The sequence below is a fragment of the Segatella copri genome, from assembly GCF_019127135.1.
GTDB lineage: Bacteria > Bacteroidota > Bacteroidia > Bacteroidales > Bacteroidaceae > Prevotella.
The window spans coordinates 1-421 of record NZ_JAHOEA010000195.1; the positions used below are offsets into that span (position 1 = coordinate 1).

Annotated in this window: 1 protein-coding gene; it reads left to right on the forward strand. The window is 35.4% G+C overall.

Going from position 1 to position 421, the window contains the following annotated elements; all coding sequences use genetic code 11:
• On the forward strand, positions 1–276 hold a 276-nt coding region (locus KSW37_RS15835; RefSeq protein WP_254368708.1), incomplete at its 5' end, for a DUF6175 family protein.
• Between the last annotated feature and the right edge of the window lie 145 nt (positions 277–421).

Sequence of the window (421 nt, forward strand, 5' to 3'; positions counted from 1 at the left end):
GAGAGCGAATATGGTGGTTCTGAACTTTCAGAAGTTATTGAAAATTGGATGGCTGAGAATACTGTTAAACATCAATACCTTACATCTGAATCAACTGAGTCAACCATGCTTTTTGAAAATGTAAGGATTCCTCTTGTAAAAGAAAACGGGATGCCAAAAGATGCAGGTAGCTTTGCAAATGAATTACGCAAGTTTCTAAAAACAAAATACGGCATAGAGTCAAAGAATAATTCACCTTCACTAGGCTATGCCCAAATAATAATAGGAGAAAAGTAATTATGAAGAAGTATATATTTTCTTTCATATTATGCAGCATGTCAATGTTAATGCATGCTCAGAATTGCGATATAGTGCTTCGTCCTCTGATAACACAATCCACCAACGAAGATGGAAGTCGTTACCCTCAAGTAGTTGACTATTT